The organism is Pseudomonas fluorescens (assembly GCF_902497895.1).
Taxonomy (GTDB): Bacteria; Pseudomonadota; Gammaproteobacteria; order Pseudomonadales; family Pseudomonadaceae; genus Aquipseudomonas; species Aquipseudomonas fluorescens_BP.
Window position 1 is genome coordinate 1 of sequence record NZ_CABVHQ010000056.1, and the last position, 21,193, is coordinate 21,193.

The window sequence follows — 21,193 nt, forward strand, 5'->3', positions numbered from 1 at the left end:
CTTTTGGGGCCGCCCAGTTCCCACCGGCATAACGGCAAGCTCCCTCACCACAAGGTTGTGTATCCCCCCGCATTTTCAGCCCTGATCCTTACCAAACAACATGCTCTGCAATACCCCATCACGACGCACCCAGCCATGGAACAGCGCCGCTGCCAAGTGCAGCAGCACGGTCAGGAACAGCAGGTACGCGAGGTAACCGTGAGCCTTGCGCAGGAAGGCGAACACTTGCGCATTGGCCGGCACTATCGACGGCAGTTGCAACGAACTGCCGAGCATCACCGGGTCACCGGCCGCCGAGATCATGGCCCAGCCCAGCAGCGGCAGAATCAGCATCAGGGCGTACAGCAACAGGTGCGAGGCCTTGGCCGCCAGCGCTTGCCAACCGGGCAGGTCAGCCGGCAGCGGCGGCTGGCGGGTCGAGAAGCGCACCACCAGGCGCACGATCACCAGCAGCAGAATCGCCACGCCCAAGGGTTTGTGGAGATGGATCAGCCATTCATGGCGCTCGGACACCGAGGCCGCCATGCCCGCGCCGATAAACAGCATGGCAATCACCATCAGTGCCATCAGCCAGTGCAGCAGCCGCGCCAGGGGCGCGAAATGATTGGGTTGGGCGCTCATGGGTGCGACTCCTGGGTAGCGGCAGGCAACTGGCTGACTTCACTGGTGCGGCGCAGGTATGACTTGGCGTACGCCGCAGAGCGGGCAGCCAGCAGCGGGTCGTCGGAACCTTCGATGCCGCTCGGCAGAATCAGCGGATCGTAGTTGATGTCGCGGCATTCGCCGTTGCTTTGGGCCTGGGTGTTCTCAAGCACCAGGGTGCCGGCATTCAACACTTTTCGATCGTTCGGCCAGGCTTTGCTGGCGTCATGGGTGGGATCTGCGGGGTTGGCCAGGGTGATGTTCAACTGCCAACGCAAGGGTCCGGCGGCCAGTCGCTGCATCAGGTCTTTTTCCAGGAAATCGGCGCCTTCAGGCGCACTGGCTCGCGCTGCATCTTGAACAAGCGGCGCCACGCTCCAGCGCACGGCCTGACGCTTACCCGCCGCGTTCACCAGATAAAAGGCATTGATACCGTTATAGGTTTCGGTGGCATAGCTGGCCGACGGTTTGGCGGTCTTGACCCACTGCAGGAACGGCGCGGTTTCCGGGTGCGCGGCAAAAAACGCCGCAGGGTTGGCGGGATTCGGCTTGCCGGTTTCCGGGTCCGGAGAGCTGGCCTGGAGCAGTTGATAGAAGGCTTCGGGTGTACCCACAGGGAACACCGGCATGCTGTTCATCCCGGTGCGCCATTGCTGACCGTTGGCCTGTTTGAAGCGCAGCGCCAGGCTGCGGATCGGCACACTGCTGTCCGGTGCATAAGGATTGCCGCTGGCCAAGGCGAACCGCCCCACCACCGGCGTACGCGCCTCGTTGAACACCTGGGCGCGGGAAAACTCACGGGCCTGACCACTGCTCTCGAAATAACCGGCCACGCACACGCCTTTGGCGTGATTGCGGCGGAACCCCGGATGTGCCCCGTTGTTTTTCTCCAGTACATCGACCAACGCCTTGGGCGTCAGGCGCTGCGGGTCGAAGGTGCCGTTGACATAGGCAAACGCCCCGGCAATCGCCGCGACCACAACGGCAATACCTGCCAGGCGCAGCATCAGACTCGCGGTACTCAGTGGCGGTGGTGAGCGATCAACCATGAAAATCTCCAGGGCCCTGGGCCGCAAATGACAAGGATCAATCAGACGAAGCCAGGGAAGCTTTATTCCATCGCCCGGTGTTTATTTTCCAGAGGCAGGAATAATCTTGAGTCCCGGGCGTCTCCCAAGGGTCTGTTGACGTTTGGTGACGACCGCGACGGCGGCCCACTTGGCGCAGGCCAAGGCCGGATCCACGTGGTTTGGTTGTTCCAAATAAGTTCCGAGCAACGCAGCCCTGCGCCAAGTGGGCCCCGTCCCTCCGGGTTGCGCGCCAACTTGCGCGAGGCTGCGTTGCGGGATTTGCCAAGGGAACAACCATTAGCGGCATCCCGCGCCTTGCCTCGCACAAGTTGGCACAGCAACGCGGCTCGCCACCAAACGTCAACAGACCCTTGTCCCAAGACTAGCCAGAATTTCATGAACGACCTCGACGAACAGTTACGCCCACTTATCCCAAGGCTCAGGCGCTTCGCCATATCCTTGACCCGTAACTCCGCCAGCGCTGACGATCTGGTGCAGTCGTGCCTTGAACGGGCGCTGTCGGGTTGGGGTGACAAACGCCCCGACGGCGATCTGCGGGCCTGGCTGTTCTCGATTCTTTATCGACAGTTTCTCGACGCCCATCGGCGCTCGCGACGTTATGCGCGGATGCTGGAGTTCTTCACCGGGCGCGACGATGCACAGCCCTCGGTGGAGCGCACAGTGATCGCGTTATCGACTCTCCAGGCATTCGACCGGCTGACCGCCGAGCAGCGCGCCCTGCTGCTCTGGGTCTCGGTGGAAGGCTTGAGTTACAAAGAGGTCGCCGAGATTCTCGACGTCCCCATCGGCACCGTGATGTCTCGCCTGTCCCGCGCCCGCCAGGCGTTGCGCCAGCTCAGCGACGGCGAGATCGCCAGCCCTTCTTTGCGGATACTCAAATGATCAGCATGCCCCCAAGCGAACGCGACCTGCACGCTTACGTCGACCATCAACTCAGCGATACCGACCGGCGTCTGGTCGAAACCTATCTGGCCGCTCAGCCCGAGGTCGCCGCGCAAATCCAAGCCTGGCAGCAGGATGCCCAGCAATTGCGCGCCGCCCTGAGCGGTCCCCTGCAGCACCCGGCCAATCCGGACCACGATCCGCTGGTCATCCGCCAGCGCCTCAAACGTCAGACACGACGCCACCTGGCCAGCGCCGCCGGGCTATTGATGGCGATCGGTGTCGGCGGCTTGAGCGGCTGGCAGGCACGGGAAATGACCCTGGTGGGTGGGCCGCCACCGATGACCGACGCCATGCAGGCGTACCGGATGTTCGCCCAGCAAGGCCTTATGCCGGCCGACCTGAAAGTGCAGAACAACGGCGATATGCAAGCCTGGCTCGACCGGTACTTCAACCATGCCAACCGCCTGCCCGACCTGCAGAGCGCCGGATTCAAGGCGGTCAGCGCCCGCTTGTTGAGCACTGACCAGGGCCCGGCGGCGATGGTGCTCTATGAGGACCAGGACGGGCGCAAGGTCAGCTTCTACATCCGCCCGCCAGGACCGAAAAACAAGCTGCTGCCCCGTGGCAGCCGAAGTGACGGCGAGTTGCAGGCCGAGTACTGGTCGGGGGCCGGGTACAACTACGCGATGGTCAGCCCGGCGGATTCATCGGCCGCCAGGATGCTGCAGCAGACGATCCGGTTCTAGTCGCGATTTTCCGGCTTGCAAAACACTTGTGGCGAGGGGGCTTGCCCCCGCTGGGGCGCGCAGCGGCCCTAAAACCTGCAAACGCGCTGTATCAGGCACACCGCGGTTACCGACTTTACGACTGCTGCGCAGCCGAACGAGGCAAGCCCCCTCGCCACAAGTCCTGCGCATGACGGGTCTGACCCAGGCATCGCTCATCAACGCTGCCGCTCAACCAACCGCTGCGCCAACGCCTTGGCCTGACTGGCCACGTCGGTCACCGCGGTGCTTTCCCACCACATCCCGCGCAACGGCGGGCCCATGGCGAACAAGCGCTCGGCGACCTGCCCGCGGGCATCGATCAGCGCGCCGTCAGCATCGGCGGCAATCCCCAATGCCAGCGGCCCCGGCTGAATCAGCCCGCGCGCCAGCAGCTGCTGCGGCAAGGGTCGGGCGACACGGCGCCAGTCGTATTCGATCCCGCTGGAGTTGATCAACGCCGCACCGCTGACCACGCAGGTGTGCGTCTCACCGCGGCGGCGCAGGCGAATGCTCACCTGGCCGTCAGTCGAGGGTTCGAGGCCCTTGAACGACGCCGCTTGAATCCGCAAACGCCCTTCGTTATGCAAACGTGCCACCAGCTCGGCACTCAATGGCGGTGAACGGTGATGATGACTCTCCCACCAGGGCCGCACATGGCGCACGAACTGCCGGCGCTGGATATCCGTCGCCTGGCTCCACAAGCGGCCGATATGCACGCGCACGGTGTCCAGTGGCGCTTGCCAGTCGATACCGGCCGCCATTGCCGCCTGGCACTGGCGGCGCAGTTCGCGCATCAACTGTCTGGGGCTGCGAATGTTCGGGTCTTCGGCGATAAAATCCACCCAGGCCGGTGGCTGGCGGCGAACATGGGGCAGCAGCCCGTGCCGGGAAAACACCTCGATCGGTCCGCGATGCCCGGCCTGCTCCAGCGACACCACGGCGTCGACCATGGTCAGCCCGGAACCGATGATCAGCACCCTGGCCTGCGGATCGAGGCGGGCCATGGCCGCAACATCCCAGGGGTCCAGCGCGGCCGTGTTCAAGCCGCTGGACTCGGTTTGTGGCGTACGCGCGGCCGGGAACAGACCGGTGGCCAGAACCGCATAAGCCCCGCGTAATTGTCTGCCGTCATCCAGGGTCAACAGCGCCCCGCTTGGGTCCATTTGCAGATCGACCGCTTCGCCACGAACGTGCTCGACGCTCGAACCCTGCCGCGCGCCGACCGCCTGGGCTTCGGCCAGACGTTGCTGCACATACAGGCCAAAAATCCCTCGGGGCGGGAACAACTCGCTGATGGGTACATGCTGCTGATCCGACTCCGGCCAGCCGCCGGCAGCGATGAACTCGCTCAACCATTGGGTCAGGTCATCAGCGTTGTCCGGATCGACGCTCATGCGCGCCGCGTTGCCGTTCAAGGTATGCCCCAACTCGACTGCACTGTAGGCCTCGCCGCGACCCAATTCAGTACGGGGTTCGATCACCAGCAACTGACGCTTGCCGGGCAGACGCAACAGCTGTGCAGCCAGCAGAGCACCGCTCAGGCCACCGCCGACAATCAGGATGTCCGCGCTGCGGATGGCGGGGTTCGCCTGTGCGCTTCTGGTTTCGCTCATGCAGTGCTCACTTGTCAGTGTGGGAGGCATATTTCTACGCCACATTTATGTTACCCGGCGATCAGAATGCTGCGCGATGATCTCGAAAATTTGCTGAACGATGACAGGCGCCAAACCCGGCACTTGTGGGAGCGAGCTTGCTCGCGATGAGGGCAGCACATTCGAGATTGATGTGACTGTAAGACCGCTATCGTCGGAACGCCGCCTGGAGCAAGCTCGCTCCTGCAGGGGAACCTGGCATGCCACAGAATTTTCGGTGTACCCGCTGATCCGCCCAGCGTTCTTTGCAGAACTCGTGCCCGATTCAATCACCAATAAATCAGTCAGTTATAGAAATAACCCAGAATCCATGTGAACAAGAACAAGCAAATTGTTTATCTGCTGTTGTGCCGCGAACAGCTGCTGTCCGTTGCCCGGATCAAATCACCACGTTACGCACGAACCGCGTTGCCAGCGGACCATCGTTGCGGTAGGAATGGGGTTGGTGACTGGCGTACATAAAGAACTCGCCAGCTTCAAGCCTGTGCGCCTGTTCGCCGAGCATCAGCGTCAGGCAGCCTTCGAACACATAGAGCTGTTCGCTCCAGCCTTCGGCATCCGGTTCCGACAAGTACTGTTCGCCCGGTTCCAGCCGCCACTCCCATAACTCGACTTCACGACTGGCCGTCGCCTTGGCCAGCAGCACCGCTTTGCTGCCGGGGATCACCCCGGCCCAGGCCAGCTCGTTGATGCGGCTCGGGTCGCGGGCATCCGGGGCCTGGATCAGGTCGCTGAAGGCCACGTCCAGGGCTTCGGCGACCCGGTCCAGGGTGGTCAGGCTGACGTTCTTCTCACCGGCTTCGATGGCCACCAGCATTCGCCGGCTGACCCCGGATTTTTCCGCCAGGGCGGTCTGGCTCAACTGCGCGGCATGCCGCAGGCGACGTACGTTCTGGCTGACGTGCTGGAGGACTGAAGCGCGTTGCGTAGGATCTTTGTGCACTATATTGCTCACTTTACGGATTTGCGCAGTATACTGCCCACCTTCAGGCGCATTGTGCGTCTCCCTCAGGTGGCGCGCAAGGTCATGACATCGGTGAAATCTCCCCCATCCTCTGCCCTGTCCTCCCGATTCAGCAAAGCCGAGTGCGTGCTGGTGCTGATTACCATGGTCTGGGGCGGGACATTTCTGCTGGTACAGCACGCCATGACCGTCAGTGGACCGATGTTCTTCGTCGGCCTGCGCTTCGCCGCGGCGGCTGGCCTGGTCGCGCTGTTCTCGGCCCGGCATTTGCGCCATCTGAGCCTGTTCGAGTTCAAGGCCGGGGCGTTCATCGGGGTGGCGATCATGCTCGGTTACGGCCTGCAGACCGTGGGTCTGCAGACTATCCCCAGCAGTCAGTCGGCGTTCATTACCGCGCTCTACGTGCCTTTTGTACCCTTGCTGCAATGGCTGGTGCTCGGGCGACGACCGGGGTTGATGCCGAGTATCGGCATCATGCTGGCGTTCACTGGGCTGATGCTGCTCTCCGGCCCTGCCGGGGCAGCGCTGAATTTCAGCCCGGGAGAAATCGCCACACTGATCAGCGCCATCGCGATTGCCGCCGAAATCATCTTGATCAGCACCTATGCCGGGCAGGTCGATGTGCGCCGGGTCACGGTGGTGCAACTGGCCGTGACCTCGGTACTGGCGTTCCTGATGGTGGTGCCGACCCAGGAAGCCATTCCTGAATTTTCCTGGCTGCTGCTGAGCAGCGCCTTGGGCCTGGGCGCGGCCAGCGCGGCGATTCAGGTGGCGATGAACTGGGCGCAGAAAAGCGTCTCCCCGACCCGTGCGACCCTGATCTATGCCGGCGAACCGGTGTGGGCCGGGATCGTCGGGCGGATTGCCGGTGAACGGTTGCCGGCGATTGCCTTGCTGGGCGCCGGGTTGATCGTGGCGGCGGTGATCGTCAGTGAGTTGAAGACCAAGGGCAAGAGTGTGGCTGACGTTGACGACGCATTGGGACGCGAAAGCGAGAGTTAGGTGGAATGTGTACATCCTGTAGGAGCTGCCGAAGGCTGCGATCTTTTCGCGGCCAACCAAAATCTGATGCCGACACATCGCTCTTCAAACAATGAAAACCAGCCTTTTTCCGCCTACCTTGTAGGATTCTGCCACAGCTTGGCAGTTGGTGATCCGAGGGTCGGCACGTATGATCTGTTACAAACTTCCGCAGATTAGAAGCCTATGTCCCTGATAGTTCTACTGCTTTTGCCTTTCATTGGCAGCTGTCTGGCGGCCGTGCTGCCGCACAACGCGCGTAACACCGAATCCCTGCTCGCCGGTGTGGTTGCCCTGATTGGCACCCTGCAAGTCGCCCTGCTCTACCCGCAGATCGCCGATGGCGGAGTGATTCGCGAAGAATTTTTCTGGCTGCCCAGCCTGGGCTTGAATTTCGTCCTGCGCATGGACGGTTTCGCCTGGCTGTTCTCGCTGCTGGTGCTGGGCATCGGCACGCTGGTGTCGCTGTACGCGCGTTATTACATGTCGCCGGAAGATCCGGTGCCGCGCTTCTTTGCGTTTTTCCTGGCCTTTATGGGCGCTATGCTCGGGCTGGTGATCTCGGGCAACCTGATTCAAATCGTCTTCTTCTGGGAACTGACCAGTCTGTTCTCGTTCCTGTTGATTGGCTACTGGCACCACCGCGCCGACGCCCGCCGCGGTGCCTATATGGCGCTGATGGTGACTGGCGCGGGTGGTTTGTGCCTGCTGGCGGGAGTCATGCTGCTTGGCCATGTGGTCGGCAGCTATGACCTGGACAAGGTGCTCGCCGCCGGTGAGCTGATCCGCGCCCATGCCCTGTACCCGATCCTGCTGCCGCTGATCCTGATCGGCGCCTTGAGCAAAAGCGCGCAATTCCCCTTCCACTTCTGGCTGCCCCACGCCATGGCCGCACCGACCCCGGTTTCGGCTTATCTGCACTCGGCAACCATGGTCAAGGCCGGGGTGTTCCTGCTGGCACGGCTCTGGCCGTCGCTCTCCGGCAGCGAAGAATGGTTCTACATCGTGGGCGGCGCCGGTGCCTGCACCCTGTTGTTGGGTGCCTATTGCGCGATGTTCCAGAACGACCTCAAAGGCCTGCTCGCCTACTCGACCATCAGCCATCTGGGCCTGATCACCCTGTTGCTGGGGCTGAACAGTCCGCTGGCCGCGGTGGCGGCGGTGTTCCATATTCTCAACCACGCGACCTTCAAGGCCTCGCTGTTCATGGCCGCCGGCATCATCGACCACGAAAGCGGGACCCGCGACATCCGCAAGCTCAGCGGTCTGATCCGGCTGATTCCGTTCACCGCGACCCTGGCGATGGTTGCCAGTGCCTCGATGGCCGGCGTGCCGCTGCTCAATGGTTTCCTGTCGAAAGAGATGTTCTTCGCCGAAACCGTGTTCATTTCCGCCACTGCCTGGATTGAAATGAGCCTGCCGGTGATCGCGACTATCGCCGGTACGTTCAGCGTCGCCTATTCCCTGCGCTTCACCGTCGATGTGTTCTTCGGTCCGACCGCCACTGACCTGCCGCACACCCCGCACGAACCGCCCCGCTGGATGCGCGCGCCGGTCGAATTGCTGGTGTTCACCTGCCTGCTGGTGGGGATTTTCCCTTCCCAGGTGGTCGGCCCGCTGCTGGCCGCTGCGGCCTTGCCGGTGGTCGGCACGCTGCCCGAGTACAGCCTGGCGATCTGGCACGGCTGGAACGCGCCGATGATCATGAGCCTGGTCGCCATGTCCGGCGGCATCCTGCTCTACCTGCTGTTGCGCAAGCAGCTCAAGCGCGGGCGATTCAAGTACCCGCCGATCGTCGGCCACTTCAATGGCAAGCGGATGTTCGAGCGCAGCCTGGTGGTGATGATGCGCCTGGCCCGGCGCATCGAACGGCGGATCAGCACCAAACGCCTGCAAAGCCAATTGTTCCTGCTGGTAGTCGCGGCCGTGCTCGCCGGGCTGATCCCGATGCTCCACAGCAGCCTGAGCTGGGGTGACCGGCCGAAGATTCCCGGCTCGATCGTCTTTGTCACCCTCTGGCTACTGGCGATTGCCTGCGCCCTCGGCGCCGCCTGGCAAGCCAAGTATCACCGGCTCGCGGCCCTGACCATGGTCAGCGTCTGCGGCTTGATGACCTGCGTGACCTTCGTCTGGTTCTCCGCGCCAGACCTGGCGCTGACGCAACTGGTGGTCGAAGTGGTCACCACGGTCCTGATCCTGCTGGGGCTGCGCTGGTTGCCGCGACGGATCGAAGAAGTCTCGCCATTGCTCGGAACCCTGCGCAAGGCCCGGGTGCGTCGCCTGCGCGACTTGCTGTTGTCGGCCCTGGTCGGTGGCGGCATGGCGCTTTTGTCCTACGCCATGCTGACCCGGCAAACCCCCAACGACATCTCCTCGTTCTACCTCAGCCGCGCCCTGCCCGAAGGCGGTGGCAGTAACGTGGTCAACGTGATGCTGGTGGACTTCCGTGGCTTCGATACCCTCGGCGAAATCACCGTGCTGGCGGTCGTGGCCTTGACCGTATTCGCCCTGCTAAGGCGTTTCCGTCCCCCCAAGGAAAGCATGCAACTGCCGGCACAGCAGCGGCTGCTGGCGCCCGACGTGGTGACCGATCTGGTCAACCCGCGCCACGCCAGCGACACCGCCCTGGGCTTCATGATGGTTCCGGCAGTACTGGTGCGGCTGCTGCTGCCGATTGCCATGGTGGTGTCGTTCTACCTGTTCATGCGCGGGCATAACCAGCCGGGTGGCGGTTTTGTCGCCGGGCTGGTGATGTCGGTGGCGTTCATCCTGCAATACATGGTCGCCGGCACCCAGTGGGTCGAAGCGCAGATGAGCCTGCGGCCAGCGCGCTGGATGGGCACCGGGCTGCTGTTCGCCACCGTCACCGGGCTGGGGGCGATGGCCGTCGGTTATCCGTTCCTGACCACCCATACCTGGCATTTCGAGCTGCCGATAATCGGTGACATCCACATCGCCAGTGCACTGTTCTTCGACGTCGGCGTGTACGCCGTGGTGGTGGGTTCGACGCTGTTGATCCTCACGGCGCTGGCGCACCAATCGGTGCGTGGCCATAAACCGAGCAGCCAGCCCAAACCCGTTGTCCAGCAAGGAGCAGCCGTCTGATGGAAGAAGTCATCGCAATTGCCATTGGGGTCCTGGCCGCCTCCGGGGTCTGGCTGCTGTTACGGCCACGGACCTTCCAGGTGGTGATGGGGCTGTGCCTGTTGTCCTACGGGGTCAACCTGTTCATTTTCAGCATGGGCAGCCTGTTTATCGGCAAGGAGCCGATCATCAAGGATGGCGTCCCCCAGGATCTGCTGCACTACACCGACCCGCTGCCCCAGGCCCTGGTGCTGACCGCCATCGTCATCAGCTTCGCCATGACCGCGTTGTTCCTGGTGGTGTTGCTGGCATCCCGCGGCCTGACCGGTACCGACCATGTGGATGGCCGGGAGCCTAAGGAATGAGCTGGATGCCCCACCTGATCGCCGCGCCGATTCTGCTGCCGTTGCTGACGGCCGCCCTGATGATGATGCTCGGGGAAAAACGTCGACCGCTCAAGGCCCGGATCAACCTGTTCTCGAGCCTGCTCGGCCTGGGGATCTCGATCCTGCTGTTGCAATGGACCCAGCAAACAGCTGTGCCCGGCTCCATCGGCGTCTACCTGCCCGGCAACTGGCAAGTGCCGTTCGGCATCGTGTTGGTGCTCGATCGCCTGTCGGCCCTGATGCTGGTGCTGACCGGAATCATCGGCGTCTGCGCCCTGCTGTTCGCCATGGCCCGCTGGGACGGTGCCGGTTCGAGTTTCCATGCGCTGTTCCAGATCCAGCTGATGGGCCTTTACGGGGCCTTCCTGACCGCTGACCTGTTCAACCTGTTCGTATTCTTCGAGGTGCTGCTGGCGGCCTCCTACGGCTTGATCCTGCATGGTTCGGGGCGGGCGCGGGTGTCGTCGGGGCTGCATTACATTTCGATCAACCTGCTGGCCTCGTCGCTGTTCCTGATTGGCGCGGCGCTGATCTATGGCGTCACCGGCACCCTGAACATGGCCGACCTGGCGCTGAAGATCCCGCTGGTGCCGGAAGCCGATCGCGGCTTGCTGCACGCCGGTGCGGCGATCCTCGCCGTGGCCTTCCTGGCCAAGGCCGGCATGTGGCCGTTGAATTTCTGGCTGGTGCCGGCCTACTCCGCGGCCAGCGCGCCCGTGGCAGCGATGTTCGCGATCATGACCAAGGTCGGCGTGTATACCTTGCTGCGTTTGTGGACCCTGCTGTTTTCCGGGCAAGCCGGTGCTTCGGCCTACTTTGGCGGTGACTGGCTGATCTACGGCGGCATGGCGACGATCGTCTGCGCGGCGCTGGCGATTCTCTGCGCGCAACGGCTGGAGCGCATGGCCGGCCTGAGCATTCTGGTCTCGGCCGGTATCCTGCTGTCGGCCGTCGGCTTCGCCCAGCCGAGCCTCACCGCGGGCGCGCTGTTCTATCTGGTCAGCTCGACCCTGGCCTTGAGCGCGCTGTTCCTGCTGTCGGAACTGATCGAGCGTTCGCGTTCGGCCATTGAAGTGCTGCTGGACTATGAGGGCGAGATCCTCCCGCGCACGCAGGGATCCTTGCAGCCACCCAAAGGCTTCAACCTGGATGACGAACAGAAAACCGTGGTCGGCCAGGTGATCCCCTGGACCATGGCCTTTCTCGGCTTGAGTTTCATTGCCTGCGCCCTGCTGATCATCGGCATGCCGCCACTGTCGGGGTTTATCGGCAAGCTGAGTTTGCTCAGCGCCCTGATCAACCCCGCAGGCCTGGGCAATGCTGCAGACCAGCCCATCTCGAATGCGGCCTGGGGCTTGCTGGCATTGCTGATCCTGTCCGGACTGGCGTCGCTGATCGCCTTCTCGCGCTTGGGCATCCAGCGCTTCTGGACCTCCGAGGAGCGCCCGTCGCCGCTGCTGCGGCGCCTGGAATGTGTGCCGATCTTCGCGCTGCTGGGCCTGAGCATCCTGCTGACCTTCAAGGCCGAACCGCTGCTGCGCTACACCCAGGCCGCCGCCGAGACCCTGAACAACCCGCAGCACTACGTCATGGCGGTGCTCGGCACCCGCGCCGTGCCGAGCCCCGAAGCCAAGGCGGCGCTACTGGAGGAGCAACCATGAAGCGTCTGTTCCCGGCACCCTGGCTGTCGTTGGCGCTCTGGCTGTTGTGGCTGGCGCTGAACCTGTCGGTGAGCCCCGGCAACCTGCTGCTCGGTGCGGTGCTCGGGTTTACCGCACCACTTATGATGAAACCGCTGCGCCCGCTGCCGATCCGCATTCGCCGGCCCGGGCTGATTGTGCGGTTGTTTTTCCTGGTCGGCCGCGACGTGCTGGTGTCCAACCTGGTTGTCGCCTGGGGCGTGCTGAACGCCGGACGGCGGGCACCGCGCTCGCGGTTCGTCAAGGTGCCGCTGGACCTGCGCGATGCCAACGGCCTGGCCGCGCTGTCGATGATCACCACGGTGGTTCCCGGCACAGTCTGGTCGGAACTGGCGCTGGACCGCAGCGTGTTGCTGCTGCATGTATTCGATCTGGATGACGAGGCGCAATTCATCCAGCACTTCAAGGCGACTTATGAGCGCCCGTTGATGGAGATCTTCGAATGAGCGCCCTGCTGTCGAATGCGATTCTGCTGAGCCTGTTCATCTTTTCCCTGGCCATGGTCCTGACCCTGGTCCGCCTGTTCAACGGCCCGTCGGCCCAGGACCGGGTGCTGGCGCTGGACTACCTGTACATTCTCGCCATGCTGATGATGCTGGTGCTGGGTATCCGCTATTCCAGTGACACCTACTTCGAAGCGGCGCTACTGATCGCCCTGCTGGGGTTTGTCGGCTCGTTTGCCCTGGCGAAATTCCTCCTGCGTGGCGAGGTGATCGAATGAACGAACTCAGCGAACTGTCCCTGTGGATCGAGATTCCGGTGGCCATCCTGCTGGTGCTCAGCAGCGTGTTTGCGTTGATTGGCGCTTTCGGCCTGGTGCGGATGAAGGACTACTTCCAGCGCATGCACCCGCCGGCCCTGGCCTCGACATTGGCCGCCTGGTGCGTGGCGCTGGCCTCGATCATCTATTTCTCGGGACTCAAGTCCAGTCCGGTGCTGCATGCCTGGCTGATCCCGATTCTGCTGTCGATCACCATGCCGGTGACCACCTTGCTGCTGGCGCGGGCGGCGTTGTTCCGCAAGCGCATGTCGGGCCATGATGTGCCGGCGGAGGTGAGTAGTCGGCGGTCTGAAGGTGGGAGCTGAGGCGGTCTGAAGGATGTGTGTCGTCAGACATTCCGCCATCGCGAGCAAGCCCGCTCCCACAGGGGCCAGGGCAGGTCCCGATTATTGTGATCGACCCAAAACCTGTGGGAGCGGGCTTGCTCGCGAATGCAATAGCAGCGGCAACTCAAAACCAGGCAACGACCCGCAATCCCGGTCCAAACACCACACAAAGCGGTGAAAATTAACGCCCCAGGCGCTTTATCCAAGTTCCTGTGCCACCAGCAATGCTAATGCCTGGATCCATGACCGGGTGGAACTGGTGGGTGGTCCATCGTCGCTGATCAATGGCGCCGGTTCCGTCGGTGGTTCGCTGAACTATCACCAAACTCGCGACCCGCCAGGAGCAAGCGGCTGAAGGCCGCGTCAGCTATGGCAGCTACGACACCAGTGAGATCGCCTTCGGCCTCAATCATGCCCTGAGCGACGCCAGCTCGGACGTCCAGCACTACGCGCGGCTGGACGTCAGTCGCAATGCCAGCAACGGCTATATCGACCGCCAGGTGACCGATCCACTGGACCCGACCCAAAGCATTCCGGTCGGTCAGCAGACCTCCAAGGGTATCGAGCTTGCAGGTTCTTTCAGGATCACCCCGAAGCTGCTGGCCGAAGGCAACTTCGCCTGGGTCGATGCCGAGTACGACGAATTCAATGAAAAAAATGCCGCGGGGGTGGTGGTCTCACGCAAGGGCAACACCCCGACCAATGTTCCGCAACGGGTCGGCAATCTGTGGCTGACCTATGACTTTGCCCCAGCCTGGCAAGGCGGCGTCGACGCGCGTTATGTGGCGTCGGTGTATGCCGACAACGCCAATACCCAGACCTTGCCGTCCTACACCTTGTACGGGACCTTCCTCAGCTTCAAGGTGGACCGGAACACTACCGTGACTGGCCGGGTGCGCAACCTCACCAATGAGGTGTATGCCGAATTCGCCCATGTTTCGCCGGCGTACTACCTGGGGACGCCACGGACATTCGAGCTGGCGGTGCAGACCCGGTTTTGAGTGGCTGAGCCAGTTGGCTCCGCATACTCTCCGTAGCAGCTGGCGAAGCCTGCGTTCGGCTGCGCAGCAGTCGTAAAACATGTGCACACGGTCACCCTGTAAAACCGCAGTGGCTGATTTTACGACCGCTTCGCGCTCGAACGCAGGCTTCGCCAGCTGCTACGGACCTGCTTTGCAGGCCAGAAGATCAAAAGATCGCAGCCTGCGGCAGCTCCTACGGGATAGGTGTACACCCTCAATTATTTCAACGCCGCAGCAACCTTGTCCGCCACATCCTTGGGCAACCACGCTCGCCACACATCCGGATGAGCCTTCATAAAGGCTTCGGCGGCCTGGCGCGGGGCGGTGTGTTTTTCGCTCATCTCGGCCAAGGCCTTGTTCAAGGGATCGATCGGAAAATCGACTTTGGTGAAGAACTCCGCCAGTTGCGGAAATTGCTTCTGGAACGGCGTGGACACGCCAATCGACAATTTCGACGGCAGCGAGCGGGTGGGTTGGGGGTTGGGGTTATCGGCGTTGGTCAGGGTTTTCCAGGCCTCGGGGTCGAATGGCGGCTCTTCCAGTTGGATCAGCTTGAAACGCCCGAGTAACGGCGTGGGTGACCAGTAATAGAACAGGACCGGTTTGCCACGCCGGATCGACGAGCTGATTTCCGCGTCCAGCGCTGCACCGGAGCCGCTGCGAAAATTCACATAACTGTCGCTCAGGCCATAGGCCTTGAGCTTCTGCGCGTTGACTACTTCCGAAGTCCAGCCAATCGGGCTGTTGAGAAAACGGCCCTTGCCGGGCGATTCCGGATCACTGAAGACATCCTTGTACCGCGGCAGATCGGCCACACTGCGCAAGCCCGGCGCCATGGGCTTGATCCCTTTGGCCGGATCACCCTTGATCACATACTCGGGGACCCACCACCCTTCGGTCGCACCTTTGACGGTATCGCCCAGGCTCACTACCTTGCCCTCGGCCTCGGCCTTGACCCACACCGGGCTGCGCCCCGCCCACTCTTCCCCGATGACCTGGATGTCATTGTTGGCCAGCGCGGTTTCCAGGGTAATGGTGGTGCCCGGTAGCGTATCGGTGGGCAGTCCATAACCCTTCTCGACAATAATCCGCAGGATGTCGGTGATCAGACTGCCGCTTTCCCAGTTGAGGTCGGCAAAATGAATCGGCGCCGGGGCCGCAGCTGCCGGGAGGGACGCAGTCAACAAACACAGAGTGGTCAACGTGCTGGCCAGCAGCACTCGAAAGCCTTTCATGCTTATGCACCTCGTGCTTTTCACGGCAATAGCAGGATGATCTTCCCGAGGAAGACCGCGAGCCTCTGGTAGTTCAGTCAACTGACTGTAGTAGAGGTTCCTGCTTTCGAGGCATGTCGGTTATTTTTCGCCGGCTTCCTGCAAGCGCTTCAATTCACGTCGAACCATGCTGGCGTACTCGGCCGGGCGCAAGTTGTAGATCTGCGAAGCCACCCAACCCAACCAGGCACCTTGCAGAACGGCCTTTTGTTGGAAAAGGTGAAGGGCTAGCGCCTGAGCACTCTCAAGGTTCTGCTCATGGAAATCGGCGCGGGTCAGCGTCATTACTCGCTGGCCTTGAACGTGAGCTCGCCCTTGCGCCACTTCGCCGCTTTAGTGGTGATCGCTTTCAGGGTCTTGGTCAGTCCGCCCTGCAACTGCTCGTTGGTGGCGAACACCGTCACGACGGTTTGCCCCTCCTTGAACAGGATGGCGTGTCCATCGGCCGTGGTGACAAATGCATATTCGCCCAGACCATAAACCGTGAGTTTGATCTCGCGAAACTTGATTTCGAACTTGCCACCTTCACGGCTGGGCAATACCGCAGCGCGGAAGTGGTCACCCACCTTGAGTTCCAGGCGCGGCTTATCATCGACGACCAATGCCGTTTCGGTATCGATCTCGGCGATGTAGATACCTTCAGCCGTCTGTTCGGTGATGTAGACGAAACGTGATTGAAATTGTTTGACCAGCTTTGCGCGCAAATCACCGAGCACGAACAAAGCATGCATATCGAGATTACTTACTGCCAAGGAAACGTCCCCGAATCTAAAAATGATTCTGCCTGTATGAAACACAGACAGCACAAAAAACGCCTGGGTCGGCACTGACACGACAATGACTGACACTCAGGTCCCGGAAAAGAGTTGAACCCTGCTCCAACCTGCAACAGGCCAAGAATAGTGGAGCCACACTGGCGCTGCCTAGCCATGCCATCGTCAGACCTTGAAGGAAATCGCCCTTCTAATGGCCAGAGAATACTGGACTATCAACTTCAGAGAGAAAACTCTTTTAAAAAAGCACTTTTCTGACATATCGCAAGAAAAAAAATGCTTTAGATACGCCTATACCTCCAGCGCTAGAGGTGATTCTAGAGCAGCCATGCTCATTGAGACCACAGATAGCGTCGGTAAAACCATAGAAAGGGACTTCCTATGCGCACACCTCTATCCTTCGCCCAGGACTCGGGCACTTTCGCAAACTCCGTGGCACCGCTGCGCGACAAGCCATTCTACCCACTGGAACCAGGCCCTGAATACCTGCCTTTGCTGCGTTATCAGGTGGTACTCGCAGGCAAGAACTTTTTTCACATCAAAGAAACCACCACCGGACGCGTCAGAGGATTTCGCCGCAACCACAACGACGCCTGCGCTCTGGCAAAGACCCTGGAAAACAATAGTTGACCAGCGCTTGCCGGTGCAATCGTTTCGTCACTCCGATGACTTAACTCAGCCGCCGGCAGGCAACAACTGCCATACTGGCCCGATCACTGAAATCCAGCCTGCCAGGCTGTGCTTCAAAAGTACAATAACCTCCATGGGAAGGCGTTACGTGACGGAATTTGATATAGGTGAATTTTTCATCCATGGCGAGTCCAGGGAAGTCGAAGGCGAGTTTCAGGCAGTCATCGTGATGCGTGCCAAACCGCCCTTGACCACTGTGACCTACCATCAGGTCGAAAAGGACCGCTGGTTCAAGACTTCGGACGTTGCCGAAAAAGCAGCCAAAGATGCCGCCAAGTCGCTGAAAGTTGCCGTCGATGAAGGCGCATTGAACGCTTGATCGATCAGCCTTGCGCCAGTCACCCGCGCGAATTCCATGGCAACCATGGCCTTGTTCCAGACCTGAGCTAGCCTTGACGGCATGATCCACTTCAGCCTGAGGCTGGCTCTGCTGCCAATCGAACGCTTGGCGTCAGTTTCCCCTCAGATGCAGTGTGGCAATGAGACCTCAACCCTCGAACCCTTGGGTTGCCAATCGGGAAGGAGAAGACCATGGATTCACCGACACATGATTTGACTGGACTGTTCGATCAGCTGGGGCTGGACTCCAATCAGAAGGCTATCGACGATTTCATTGCCAGCCACTCGCCGCTGGCCAACGATAAAAAACTGATAGACGCTGAATTCTGGTCACCCCAGCAGGCGGCCTTTCTGAAAGAACAGCTGCGCGAAGATGCCGATTGGGCACGAGTGGTCGACGATCTGAACCTGCGCATGCATCAGAGGCATTAGGGTCTGTTGACGTTTGGTGACGGCCGCGACGGCGGCCCACTTGGCGCAGGGCAAGGCCGGATCCACGTGGTTTGGTTGTTCCAAATAAGCTCCGAGCAACGCAGCCCTGCGCCAAGTGGGCCCCGTCCCTTCGGGTTGCGCGCCAACTTGCGCGAGGCTGCGTTGCGGGATTTGCCAAGGGAACAACCATTGGCGGCATCCCGCGCCTTGCCTCGCGCAAGTTGGCACAGCAACGCGGCTCGCCACCAAACGTCAACAGACCCTAACGCAGCATTCAATGCAGGCTGTCTGGTTTTTCGGCATTCAGTTGAGCCAGCCAGGCAGCCCTGCACTCCTCGGCTTCATCGCGAGTGCAGAACGCGGTACCGCGTCGTTCGCCATTGAGCAGCACGACCCAGCAGACACTTCGGCCCAGCGCCCGTAGAGTGGCTGGCACTCCACTGCCAATCATTACCGCAACATCGACTTTGCTTTGCATGAGCACTTCCCGAGCATTTCATTAGCTACCTAACAATATCGGCATATTAATGATTTACCGGGTAGGGAAAAAGCTATCGCCCTGCACAGGTTATTTGCATCAAATGTAACAATCATCTGTTAGTGGCGAGGTGTGTTCTCAGGCTTGTAGCCCAACCGCAAGCCACCCCAATGCCGCCCCTTGAGCATGATCGGCACCGAAAGGTCATGCATCAGCTCGCCAGTGTCGCGGGTGTAGGTCTGCAGCAAAACCGGCTGTTGATGGCTGCCACAGCGGATCCCGGTTCGATCGGCGAACTTTCGTTTGGTGCGGTTATGCAGCGTATCGACCTGGACATCCCCGGTCAGGGCTTGGCTGAATATTTTGTTGTGGGTCGGCACGTAACCCTGCTGGGTACAGGCGATCGCGAACACCAGGCCTTCATGCCGCGCCAGCAATGGCTCCTGGATCGCCGGCAACACCTGATCGGCGTAACGATCGAAACGGGTCTGGAATTTTGCCGGGGTGGTTTTGGGGATCGCCTGATAGTTGCGATCGAACAGATCTTCCAGGCTGACACGGCCCTGATCGATATCGGCTTCGAACTGCGCGGCAATCTGGCCGACCCCTTCCAGGGCCAGGTCATAGATGCGCTGGTGATAGTCGTCCAGCCCTACTGCAGCGAGGCGTTCACTGATGGATTCGGCCTGGCCTTCCATTTGCACCGCCGCCTCGGCCAGGCTTCGGGTCTGTTGATCGCTGACCGCCAGGTCGCTGCGCATCTGCTCAACGGCATGGAACAGGCTGTCGAGTTGTTCGCGATTGGTATCCGCACCCTTGGCGATGTCACTTACCTGGCTCTCCACTCCCGCCGCCAGCCGGGCAATAGTCTGCAACGACTGGCCGGTGTGCTCCACCTGCTCGACGCCGGTATTCAGGTCGCTGGACAGTTGACGGATTTGTTCCACCACCTGCGCCGTGCGCTGCTGAATATCGGCGACCATCACCCCGACTTCCTCGGTAGCCGTCGCTGTGCGTCCGGCCAGGCCGCGAACTTCGTCGGCAACCACGGCGAAACCGCGTCCATGTTCGCCGGCACGCGCCGCTTCAATCGCCGCGTTCAGCGCCAACAGGTTGGTCTGACTGGCGATCGACTGAATCACCAGGGTCACCCGCTGAATCTCTTCACTGCGCAGACTCAGGGCTTCCATCAACTGACGACTGTCATTGGCGCGCTGGCTGAGCTTATGCATGCGCTCTATCGAGTCTGCGAGCACCGTACGCCCTTCGATACTGCTCTGATGGGCCTCACTGGCCGCGCTCAGGGCTTGTCGACTGAGTTGCGAGGTGACTTGCTCGGTGCCGATCATTACTTCGGCGCTGCTGACGATCCGCGCCGCGGCATCCAGCTGCGACTGCACCCTGGCGGCCAGTTGCTTGACCGAGTAGGCCACGCCGGCGGCGGACAAGGCATTATGGCTGGTAGTGTAGGAGAGGTCGCGAGTCAACTCGGCGATGGCGCTGGAAGAATCCGCCACAGTCGGATCGATGACCGGTCGCGAACGCAGGCGAGGCAGCCAGATGGTCAATACCGCGAGCGGCAGGCACAGGTAAAGCGACCAGCCGCCGAATGCCATGCCACCGAGTACCAGCATCAGGGCGATGCTTTGCACGGTAGGTGCCAGCCAGCGTGCCGGGCCGGGCGACGCCGCAGCGTGCGGCGTAGCGCCAACCAGAGATCCGTCCCTCGTCATGTTCGTCACCCCACTGCTGCTTCTATTTATTTTGTCGGCATTAAACGCCACTACCGGGCCATTATCTATGGTCCCTTAGTCGTGGTGTTGCAACAGATCAATAGAAGTGCGGGATGAAACGCTAGACCTGTGGCGAGGGGGCTTGCTGTGGCGAGGGGGCTTGCCCCCGCTCGGCTGCGAAGCAGTCGTAAAACCTGCAGACGGATTTTACCTGACGGAACGCGCTGGCTGATTTTGGGGCCGCTGCGCGGCCCAGCGGGGGCAAGCCCCCTCGCCACAGCAAGCCCTTCACAAGCAAGCCCCCATCCACAGCAAGCTCTCTAGCCAGAAAAGCCCTGTCAGGCCTGACGCTGGTGCTTGTCGATTTGCTCGTGACGTTCTTGAGCTTCGATGCAGTACTTGGTGGTCGGGCTGATCAGCAGGCGTTTCAGGCCGATGGCCTCGCCGCTGTCGTCGCACCAGCCGAAGGTGTCTTCAGCGATACGGCCCAGGGCCATTTCCAGCTGCGGCAGCATGCGCTGATCACGATCGATGACGTTGACCAGCCAGTGACGCTCTTCTTCGACGGAAGCGGCGTCGGCCGGGTCGGCCGGGGTGTCCAGGCTTTCAATGGCAATGCGGCTCTGCTCGATACGCGCGTGGGTTTCGACCTTCATGGCCTGCAGCAGCTCAGTGAAGAAAGCCAGTTGCTCGGCGTTCATGTAGTCATCCGCCGGCATGGCCAGCAACTTTTCCTTTGTCATTGATTTCTCTATAAAAAATACGTGCATTAAGGCGAATAAGGGAGCGTTCCAGTCGACCGGTTCAGATCGTCGGAAAGGCGCCATACATTCCAAGCGCCACCCGGCACTCAATTTACGAGGGGCGGCAGTCTAAGGCCGACTTGAGGGCGCAGCAACTGAAATGACAGCGAATTTGTCCCACAAAGATTGAAAATGCGCTAAGGCAGGCCTTGCAGGCGATCATCGGAGTGCGTTTATAACAAGAAATTCAATCAAGCGGCGCTCTATAGAAGACAAACGGCGACGCGGTTGTCAGGTTTTCAATGCGACTGACGGAACATAATCCCGTAGGAGCTGCCGCAGGCTGCGATCTTTTGATCTTGACGTCCGTTCCGGCAATCCATTTTCCGGATCAAAAACGAAGATCAAAAG

The 21,193-nt window shown here is 61.1% G+C and carries 22 protein-coding genes and 1 pseudogene; 13 read left to right on the top strand and 10 right to left on the bottom strand.

The genetic code is table 11. From position 1 onward, the window contains the following. Nucleotides 1-75 precede the first annotated feature (75 nt). Nucleotides 76-621 carry a cytochrome b gene (locus tag F8N21_RS22975; RefSeq protein WP_150644297.1) on the bottom strand — a complete coding sequence of 182 codons (546 nt, stop codon included), beginning with the start codon at nucleotides 619-621 and terminating at the stop codon, nucleotides 76-78. Then, the gene (locus tag F8N21_RS22980; protein ID WP_150644298.1) at nucleotides 618-1,691 is read right to left on the bottom strand and encodes a catalase family peroxidase; all 1,074 of its coding nucleotides are present in this window, start codon (nucleotides 1,689-1,691) and stop codon (nucleotides 618-620) included. Before F8N21_RS22980 ends, F8N21_RS22975 begins: the two co-directional genes overlap by 4 nt. A 417-nt stretch (nucleotides 1,692-2,108) precedes the next feature. Here F8N21_RS22980 and F8N21_RS22990 point away from each other — a divergent pair, with 417 nt between their 5' ends. Next, the gene (locus F8N21_RS22990; RefSeq protein ID WP_150644300.1) at nucleotides 2,109-2,615 is read left to right on the top strand and encodes a sigma-70 family RNA polymerase sigma factor; all 507 of its coding nucleotides are present in this window, start codon (nucleotides 2,109-2,111) and stop codon (nucleotides 2,613-2,615) included. Further along, nucleotides 2,612-3,364 carry an anti-sigma factor family protein gene (locus F8N21_RS22995; protein ID WP_150644301.1) on the top strand — a complete coding sequence of 251 codons (753 nt, stop codon included), beginning with the start codon at nucleotides 2,612-2,614 and terminating at the stop codon, nucleotides 3,362-3,364. The genes F8N21_RS22990 and F8N21_RS22995 overlap by 4 nt, the downstream gene beginning before the upstream one ends. 197 nt (nucleotides 3,365-3,561) lie before the next feature. On the opposite strand, the gene F8N21_RS23000 is transcribed toward F8N21_RS22995, so the two are convergent. Continuing rightward, nucleotides 3,562-4,998, bottom strand: coding sequence for an FAD/NAD(P)-binding protein (locus F8N21_RS23000; protein ID WP_150644302.1), 1,437 nt, complete (start codon nucleotides 4,996-4,998; stop codon nucleotides 3,562-3,564). 418 nt (nucleotides 4,999-5,416) lie between these two features. Further along, complete coding sequence (locus F8N21_RS23005; protein ID WP_150644303.1) at nucleotides 5,417-5,980, bottom strand: helix-turn-helix domain-containing protein; 564 nt, start codon at nucleotides 5,978-5,980, stop codon at nucleotides 5,417-5,419. Here F8N21_RS23005 and F8N21_RS23010 point away from each other — a divergent pair. The 8 genes and pseudogenes from F8N21_RS23010 to F8N21_RS23045 all read left to right on the top strand — a co-directional run. Further along, nucleotides 5,975-7,003 (top strand): DMT family transporter, encoded by a 1,029-nt coding sequence (locus tag F8N21_RS23010; protein WP_150644304.1) that lies wholly within the window; start codon nucleotides 5,975-5,977, stop codon nucleotides 7,001-7,003. The genes F8N21_RS23005 and F8N21_RS23010 overlap by 6 nt on opposite strands. Nucleotides 7,004-7,207: 204 nt before the next feature. Further along, nucleotides 7,208-10,126, top strand: coding sequence for a monovalent cation/H+ antiporter subunit A (locus F8N21_RS23015; RefSeq protein ID WP_150644305.1), 2,919 nt, complete (start codon nucleotides 7,208-7,210; stop codon nucleotides 10,124-10,126). Further along, a complete protein-coding gene (locus F8N21_RS23020; protein ID WP_023968969.1) occupies nucleotides 10,126-10,470 on the top strand; it encodes a Na+/H+ antiporter subunit C in 345 nt (114 codons plus the stop codon). Before F8N21_RS23015 ends, F8N21_RS23020 begins: the two co-directional genes overlap by 1 nt. Beyond that, complete coding sequence (locus F8N21_RS23025) at nucleotides 10,467-12,152, top strand: monovalent cation/H+ antiporter subunit D (RefSeq protein WP_150644306.1); 1,686 nt, start codon at nucleotides 10,467-10,469, stop codon at nucleotides 12,150-12,152. The genes F8N21_RS23020 and F8N21_RS23025 overlap by 4 nt, the downstream gene beginning before the upstream one ends. Further along, complete coding sequence (locus tag F8N21_RS23030; protein WP_150644307.1) at nucleotides 12,149-12,637, top strand: Na+/H+ antiporter subunit E; 489 nt, start codon at nucleotides 12,149-12,151, stop codon at nucleotides 12,635-12,637. The genes F8N21_RS23025 and F8N21_RS23030 overlap by 4 nt, the downstream gene beginning before the upstream one ends. Continuing rightward, nucleotides 12,634-12,912: a K+/H+ antiporter subunit F gene (locus F8N21_RS23035; RefSeq protein WP_150644308.1), complete on the top strand. Its 279-nt coding sequence runs from the start codon at nucleotides 12,634-12,636 to the stop codon at nucleotides 12,910-12,912. The genes F8N21_RS23030 and F8N21_RS23035 overlap by 4 nt, the downstream gene beginning before the upstream one ends. Further along, nucleotides 12,909-13,277, top strand: coding sequence for a Na+/H+ antiporter subunit G (locus F8N21_RS23040; protein ID WP_150644309.1), 369 nt, complete (start codon nucleotides 12,909-12,911; stop codon nucleotides 13,275-13,277). The genes F8N21_RS23035 and F8N21_RS23040 overlap by 4 nt, the downstream gene beginning before the upstream one ends. A gap of 512 nt (nucleotides 13,278-13,789) precedes the next feature. Further along, nucleotides 13,790-14,299 (top strand): annotated as a pseudogene (locus tag F8N21_RS23045) (TonB-dependent receptor domain-containing protein); the annotation flags it as partial. Between the two features lie 239 nt (nucleotides 14,300-14,538). On the opposite strand, the gene F8N21_RS23050 reads toward F8N21_RS23045, so the two are convergent. The 3 genes from F8N21_RS23050 to F8N21_RS23060 all read right to left on the bottom strand — a co-directional run bounded on the left by F8N21_RS23050 (nucleotide 14,539) and on the right by F8N21_RS23060 (nucleotide 16,325). Further along, nucleotides 14,539-15,555: an ABC transporter substrate-binding protein gene (locus tag F8N21_RS23050; protein WP_150644310.1), complete on the bottom strand. Its 1,017-nt coding sequence runs from the start codon at nucleotides 15,553-15,555 to the stop codon at nucleotides 14,539-14,541. A 120-nt stretch (nucleotides 15,556-15,675) separates the two neighbouring features. Further along, nucleotides 15,676-15,879, bottom strand: a complete 204-nt coding sequence (locus F8N21_RS23055; protein WP_150644311.1) for a hypothetical protein — start codon at nucleotides 15,877-15,879, stop codon at nucleotides 15,676-15,678. Beyond that, a complete protein-coding gene (locus F8N21_RS23060) occupies nucleotides 15,879-16,325 on the bottom strand; it encodes a hypothetical protein (protein ID WP_150644333.1) in 447 nt (148 codons plus the stop codon). Before F8N21_RS23060 ends, F8N21_RS23055 begins: the two co-directional genes overlap by 1 nt. Before the next feature lie 423 nt (nucleotides 16,326-16,748). Here F8N21_RS23060 and F8N21_RS23065 point away from each other — a divergent pair, with 423 nt between their 5' ends. From F8N21_RS23065 to F8N21_RS23075, 3 genes are all read left to right on the top strand, one after another. After that, a complete protein-coding gene (locus F8N21_RS23065; RefSeq protein WP_150644312.1) occupies nucleotides 16,749-16,997 on the top strand; it encodes a hypothetical protein in 249 nt (82 codons plus the stop codon). Nucleotides 16,998-17,145: 148 nt separating this feature from the next. Beyond that, the gene (locus F8N21_RS23070) at nucleotides 17,146-17,376 is read left to right on the top strand and encodes a hypothetical protein (RefSeq protein WP_150644334.1); all 231 of its coding nucleotides are present in this window, start codon (nucleotides 17,146-17,148) and stop codon (nucleotides 17,374-17,376) included. A 212-nt stretch (nucleotides 17,377-17,588) separates the two neighbouring features. Further along, nucleotides 17,589-17,828: a DUF2789 domain-containing protein gene (locus tag F8N21_RS23075; RefSeq protein ID WP_150644313.1), complete on the top strand. Its 240-nt coding sequence runs from the start codon at nucleotides 17,589-17,591 to the stop codon at nucleotides 17,826-17,828. 274 nt (nucleotides 17,829-18,102) lie between these two features. Here F8N21_RS23075 and F8N21_RS23085 read toward each other — a convergent pair whose 3' ends face one another. From F8N21_RS23085 to F8N21_RS23095, 3 genes are all read right to left on the bottom strand, one after another. Then, nucleotides 18,103-18,306: a hypothetical protein gene (locus tag F8N21_RS23085; protein ID WP_150644315.1), complete on the bottom strand. Its 204-nt coding sequence runs from the start codon at nucleotides 18,304-18,306 to the stop codon at nucleotides 18,103-18,105. 119 nt (nucleotides 18,307-18,425) lie between these two features. Continuing rightward, the gene (locus F8N21_RS23090; protein WP_150644316.1) at nucleotides 18,426-20,039 is read right to left on the bottom strand and encodes a methyl-accepting chemotaxis protein; all 1,614 of its coding nucleotides are present in this window, start codon (nucleotides 20,037-20,039) and stop codon (nucleotides 18,426-18,428) included. Nucleotides 20,040-20,377: 338 nt separating this feature from the next. Further along, complete coding sequence (locus F8N21_RS23095; RefSeq protein ID WP_150644317.1) at nucleotides 20,378-20,782, bottom strand: TraR/DksA family transcriptional regulator; 405 nt, start codon at nucleotides 20,780-20,782, stop codon at nucleotides 20,378-20,380. Nucleotides 20,783-21,193 lie beyond the last annotated feature (411 nt).